The sequence below is a fragment of the Escherichia sp. AM3 genome, from assembly GCF_032029835.1.
Lineage (GTDB): Bacteria > Pseudomonadota > Gammaproteobacteria > Enterobacterales > Enterobacteriaceae > Escherichia > Escherichia coli.
This window is the reverse complement of the sequence record NZ_JAVUPQ010000117.1, coordinates 1-5387: the sequence shown is the minus strand read 5'-3', so window position 1 is coordinate 5387 and position 5387 is coordinate 1. Positions and strand designations below refer to the sequence as shown.

Annotated in this window: 6 protein-coding genes; 1 reads left to right on the top strand and 5 read right to left on the bottom strand. The window is 49.2% G+C overall.

The window, feature by feature from the left end; genetic code table 11:
- The 4 genes from RTW80_RS22170 to idnD all read right to left on the bottom strand — a co-directional run.
- Positions 1-143 (bottom strand): LacI family DNA-binding transcriptional regulator (locus RTW80_RS22170; RefSeq protein ID WP_312720203.1); only part of this gene is annotated, 143 nt, incomplete at its 3' end.
- Positions 144-209: 66 nt separating this feature from the next.
- Positions 210-1529: a gnt-II system L-idonate transporter gene (idnT, locus tag RTW80_RS22165; protein WP_001128347.1), complete on the bottom strand. Its 1320-nt coding sequence runs from the start codon at positions 1527-1529 to the stop codon at positions 210-212.
- Positions 1530-1592: 63 nt separating this feature from the next.
- The gene (idnO, locus tag RTW80_RS22160; RefSeq protein WP_000998695.1) at positions 1593-2357 is read right to left on the bottom strand and encodes a gluconate 5-dehydrogenase; all 765 of its coding nucleotides are present in this window, start codon (positions 2355-2357) and stop codon (positions 1593-1595) included.
- Positions 2358-2380: 23 nt separating this feature from the next.
- Positions 2381-3412, bottom strand: coding sequence for an L-idonate 5-dehydrogenase (idnD, locus tag RTW80_RS22155; RefSeq protein WP_312720200.1), 1032 nt, complete (start codon positions 3410-3412; stop codon positions 2381-2383).
- Between the two features lie 216 nt (positions 3413-3628).
- Here idnD and idnK point away from each other — a divergent pair, with 216 nt between their 5' ends.
- Positions 3629-4192 carry a gluconokinase gene (gene idnK / locus RTW80_RS22150; RefSeq protein ID WP_000896738.1) on the top strand — a complete coding sequence of 188 codons (564 nt, stop codon included), beginning with the start codon at positions 3629-3631 and terminating at the stop codon, positions 4190-4192.
- 3 nt (positions 4193-4195) lie between these two features.
- On the opposite strand, the gene ahr is transcribed toward idnK, so the two are convergent.
- On the bottom strand, positions 4196-5215 hold the full coding sequence (gene ahr, locus RTW80_RS22145; RefSeq protein WP_001318460.1) for an NADPH-dependent aldehyde reductase Ahr: 1020 nt from the start codon (positions 5213-5215) through the stop codon (positions 4196-4198).
- Between the last annotated feature and the right edge of the window lie 172 nt (positions 5216-5387).

The window sequence follows — 5387 nt, the reverse complement described above, 5'->3', positions numbered from 1 at the left end:
TTGATCTCTTCCATAATTTTGGCGATGCGCTCGCCTGTTTCCTTTGCCACCTTTTTCGGCGAGCGGATATAACGACTCACGGTCATTTTTGTTACGCCAGCCAGCGTAGCGATATCCTGTAAAGAAATTCTGTGATTGCGCATAACTTCTCCCAACGTCGGGGGAATCTTCAATCTTCCCCCGAAACTACATCACAATATTTTATTCTTTCAGTGCAATACGGCGTTAATGGCTAACACGCCCAGCAAACCCATAATAGAAATAAGGGTTTCCATCACCGTCCAGGTACGCAACGTTTCACCAACCGTCAGATTAAAATACCCTTTAAATAGCCAGAAGCCAGGGTCGTTTACGTGTGACGCGATCACGCTGCCCGCACCGGTTGCCAGTACCATTAAAGCGGGATCGGCATGGGTAACGTTGATAATCGGCAACACCACACCCGCGGTGGTAATGGCCGCGACGGTGGCAGAGCCCAGAGCGATACGCAACAGCGCCGCAACAGTCCAGCACATCAATAACGGCGAAAGTGTAGTTCCGGTCATTAAGTGTGAAATATAGTGCCCGACACCGCTATCTACTAATACCTGCTTAAACGCGCCGCCGCCAGCGATAATAAACACAATCATCGCGATAGCGCCTATAGAATCCCCAATGATATCCATGATTTGCTCGATGGTGCGTCCATTACGTCGGCCCAGTGTGAAAATCGCAATAACAATGGCAATAAACAGCGCAACGGCAGGGTTACCGACAAATTCAAAGAAGAGGCGCACGGTGTTAGTTTTCGGTAACGTAATTTCACAAACGGCGGCGATAGCCATCAGGATGACCGGGATCACGGCAGCGAAAATACTGTTCCAGAAGGAGGGCATCTCCTCTTCGCTAAACAGATGAGGATTAAATAAGCCTTCCGGTGGTGCTTTCTCAAAGCGAGTTAGCAGTTTAGAAAACAGCGGTCCTGCGACAATAACTGTCGGAATGGTAATGATAAATCCATACAGTAAAGTCGTTCCGAGATTAGCCTCAAAGATAGTCGCGATGGCAGTAGGCCCTGGATGTGGCGGCAGAAAACAGTGGGTTACAGAGAGCGCTGCTACCATTGGTACGCCAACATACAACAGGGGTAATCCTGATGATGCTACGATGGTAAATACCAACGGCAACAGCAGGACAAAACCCACTTCAAAAAACATGGCGAGGCCCACAACCAGACCGGTGATCACTAGCGCCCATTGCACGCGTTTTTTACCAAAAGTAGCAATCAGCGTAGTGGCGATACGTTGTGCCGCACCCGTATCAGAAATCAGCTTGCCTAACATGGCCCCGAAACCGAGGATCATTGCCAGCCCGCCGAGCGTGCTGCCGATACCATTTTGTATAGAGTGCAGGACGGCCTGTGCATCCATCCCTTCGGCAAATCCGACGACGGCAGCTACCAGAACGAGGGCAATAAAGCCGTTAACTTTAAAGACGATCATCAGGATAAGAAGCAGCGCGACGCCTGCCGCAATAATGATTAATGGCATAGTCTTTATCTCTTATTAGTGCCAGAAAAGCAGCGCTTTCGCGCTGCACGTAGGGGGGGGCTGTTAAACAGCCACTAACATGCCGCCATCAACAAACAACAGGTGGCCGTTTACGAAATCAGAGGCTTTTGAAGAAAGGAACACCGCAGCACCAATCAGTTCCTGCGGATCTCCCCAGCGTGCGGCGGGGGTCCGTTTGCACAACCAGGCGGTGAAGGCTTCGTCCTCAACCAGTGCTTTAGTCATTTCTGTTTTGAAATAGCCCGGCGCAATACCGTTGACCTGAATATTGTGGCGCGCCAGCTCGACGCACATGCCGCGGGTGAGCATTTTTACCGCCCCTTTCGATGCGGCATAAGGGGTGATGGTGTCACGTCCCAGTTCGCTTTGCATCGAGCAAATATTAATAACTTTACCTGCCTTGCGTTCAACCATGTGACGAGTTACCGCTTGCGATACCAGGAACACGGCGGTCTGGTTTACTGCGATCACATCATTCCACTCTTGTTCAGGGAACTCAGTAAAAGGATGACGGCGCTGGATACCGGCGTTATTCACCAGCACATCAATGGGGCCGATGTCCTTTTCGATATGTTCAACGGCGGCATCAATTTCATGTTTATGAGTAACATTAAAAGGTGCGGCAACGGCCTGAATACCCTCCTGGTGGAGTTTTTCTACAGCAAGTTCTGCGCGTTCGGCAGTAATATCATTAATAATTATTTGTGCGCCATATTTACCCAGGCCGGTTGCCAGTAAAAAGCCAATGCCCTGTGCTGAACCGGTAATCAAGATATTTTTTCCTGCCAGTGAAAATAGATCGTTCATTGTATTATTCCTTTATTTATCTCTTAGAAAACAAGCTGGACTTTTGCTGCCTGGGTTTTATCACCGGCGAAACGTAGCGCCTCTTCCAGGTCAGTGAAGGGATATTCAGCACTCAGTAAAGGCAGTGGATTGATAACGCCATTCGCCAGCCATGACACTGCGGTATTAAATTCGCTGGTAAAACGGAAAGAGCCTCTGAGTGAAATCTCCTTACCAATCAACGTCATCATTGGGAATTCTGCCATCGCGCCTCCCATACCTACCTGCACCATTACGCCGCGTGCACGAGTGACCTCCAGACAGGTATTCACTGATGAAGGATGACCGGACACTTCAAAGCTGACATCGAAATAGCCTTTTTCCGCTTTCCAGTGATCCATGTCGTCGTGTTGTGGGTTTACGAGCACATCCGCCCCCATCTCTTTGCCCAGCGAAAGGGAACGGGGACTCACATCAGCACAGACAATTTCCGCGGCCCCCAGTGTTTTCACTGCACTGACAATCAGGCAGCCAATGGGTCCAACACCGGAAATAAATACTCGCTTGCCCTGTAACTCGCCGGCCTGATGTGCGGCATGAATCGCGACGGCTAAAGGTTCGGCAAAAGCCATAACCTTTTCGTCAGCTTTGGCCGGATAAGGGACACATTGCGACGTTTCGACCATTTTATAACGGGTAAAACCACCATCAACATGAGGGAAATACATGGCACTGCCAAAAAAACGCATATCTGTACACTGATTCTCGTTATGTTCAATGCAGTATTTGCAGTGACCGCACGGTTTAGACGGATTAATGGCTACCGTTTGCCCTTCATGTAATTCTGATGAGTCGCTATGAATAACTTTACCGATAACTTCATGACCTAACACCATCGGTGCCTTTATCATGAAATTACCTACTTTTCCTTCCTGATAATAATGTAAATCGGAACCGCAAATTCCACCTCGGGTTATTTGTACTAATGTTCCATTATTATTCCAATCTATCGTCTGCTCGGTAACGGCAACAGTTTTCTTGCCCGCAACAACGCAGGACTGTGTTTTCACTTGCATAAATTCCTCACTGGTCAGGTAGACACCTCGGAAGCATTTAAGCGGTTTTAACTGTCATTATTTGTGATGAAGATCACGTCAGAAAATTGTTACATTACTATGTTACGCATAACGTGATGTGCCTTGTAATTCTTATCAGTAGAAATAAAAAAACGTGAAATTATTATGCCGCCAGGCGTAGTATCGCAGCAGGTAAGATGATTCAGGAGATTTTAAATGGCGGGTGAAAGCTTTATTTTGATGGGCGTTTCAGGGAGTGGTAAAACATTAATTGGTAGCAAGGTTGCCGCGTTATTATCTGCTAAATTTATTGATGGTGACGATCTTCATCCAGCCAAAAATATAGATAAAATGTCGCAGGGTATTCCATTATCTGATGAAGATCGACTTCCCTGGCTGGAACGCTTAAATGATGCTTCATACAGTCTTTATAAAAAGAATGAAACAGGATTTATTGTCTGTTCATCATTAAAAAAACAGTATCGTGATATTTTACGCAAGGGTAGCCCCCATGTTCATTTCCTCTGGTTAGATGGCGACTATGAAACTATTCTCGCGCGAATGCAGCGTCGGGCTGGGCATTTTATGCCGGTAGCGTTACTAAAAAGTCAGTTTGAGGCACTGGAGCGTCCACAAGCAGATGAACAGGATATTGTGCGCATTGATATCAACCATGATATTGCCAATGTCACCGAACAATGTCGGCAGGCTGTGCTGGCGATACGACAAAACAGAATATGTGCGAAAGAGGGCAGCGCCTCAGATCAGCGCTGCGAATGATTTTCAATAATCGGCTTTCAACACCACGCGGTAACGCGCCTTACCGTCGCGCACATGCTGGATGGCGTCGTTAATTTTCGACATCGGGAACAGTTCGGTGGTCGGCGCAACCTTGCTGCGGGCGGCAAAACGCATCAGCTTACGCAGCTCATAAGGCGTGCCGGTAGCAGAACCAGAGACGCTGCGATCGCCCGCAATTAACGTAAAGGCCGGAACAGACAGCGGCGTGAGAACCGCACCGACCGTATGGAAATTACCGCCATAGGTCAGCGCCTCAAAATAGGGCTGCCAGTCGAGGCTGACGTTGACGGTGTTGATAATGAGATCAAACTGCCCCGCCAGTGCTTTCAGTGCCTGCGGATCGCGGCTATTCACCACTTTATCGGCACCCATCGCCAGCACTTCCTGCTCTTTCGCCGGATTAGAACTAAAGGCTGTCACCTCGCATCCCATTGCGTGCAGAAGTTTTATAGCGATATGCCCCAGCCCGCCAATACCAATTACCCCAACGCGGCTGGTAGCAGTGATATGGTGCATCAACAGTGGTTTAAAGACCGTGATACCGCCGCACAACAGCGGCCCGGCGGACTCGATATCAATATTTTCTGGCAGTGGAATCACCCATTGCCAGTCCGCACGCAACTTCTCGGCAAAGCCACCGCGATTCATAATCGTCGGCACCGCACCTTGCTCGCAGTTGATCTGATTACCGCTAATACAGGCGTCGCAGTGACCACAGCTACGCGCCGTCCAGCCAATCCCGACACGCTGACCGACCTGCAAACCTTTATCCTGCGCGGCGCTCCCGAGTGCCACCACGCGCCCAATCACCTCATGCCCGGCAACCAGCGGATATTGTGAAAATCCCCATTCGTTATCGATCATCGACAGATCGGAATGGCAGATCCCGCAGTAATCCACCTGCACTTCAACATCTTGTGGCCTCAGCTCACCGGGATCGTACTCATAAACTTCCAGTTCTCCGCCCGCTTCTTTTGCGGCATAGCTTTTTATCATCGACATTTTTTGGTCCTTCTCTGGTGTTGTTTGGGAAGTGTAGAGCATGGCAGGGCGGGGTGCCTGGAGTGTGACAAAGGTTACACATCGCTGTATGCAATGCTGAAAATTTCAGCACTTAGCGAGGTGCGAGCAAGCTGGCGCTTGCATGGTGGCGTGCGACAGGTATAATCCACAA

Bases quoted from the DNA above. Each gene is read 5' to 3' on its own strand.
- idnT (WP_001128347.1), bottom strand. From the start codon at position 1,529: ATGCCATTAATCATTATTGCGGCAGGCGTCGCGCTGCTTCTTATCCTG.
- idnO (WP_000998695.1), bottom strand. From the start codon at position 2,357: ATGAACGATCTATTTTCACTGGCAGGAAAAAATATCTTGATTACCGGT.
- idnD (WP_312720200.1), bottom strand. From the start codon at position 3,412: ATGCAAGTGAAAACACAGTCCTGCGTTGTTGCGGGCAAGAAAACTGTT.
- idnK (WP_000896738.1), top strand. From the start codon at position 3,629: ATGGCGGGTGAAAGCTTTATTTTGATGGGCGTTTCAGGGAGTGGTAAA.
- ahr (WP_001318460.1), bottom strand. From the start codon at position 5,215: ATGTCGATGATAAAAAGCTATGCCGCAAAAGAAGCGGGCGGAGAACTG.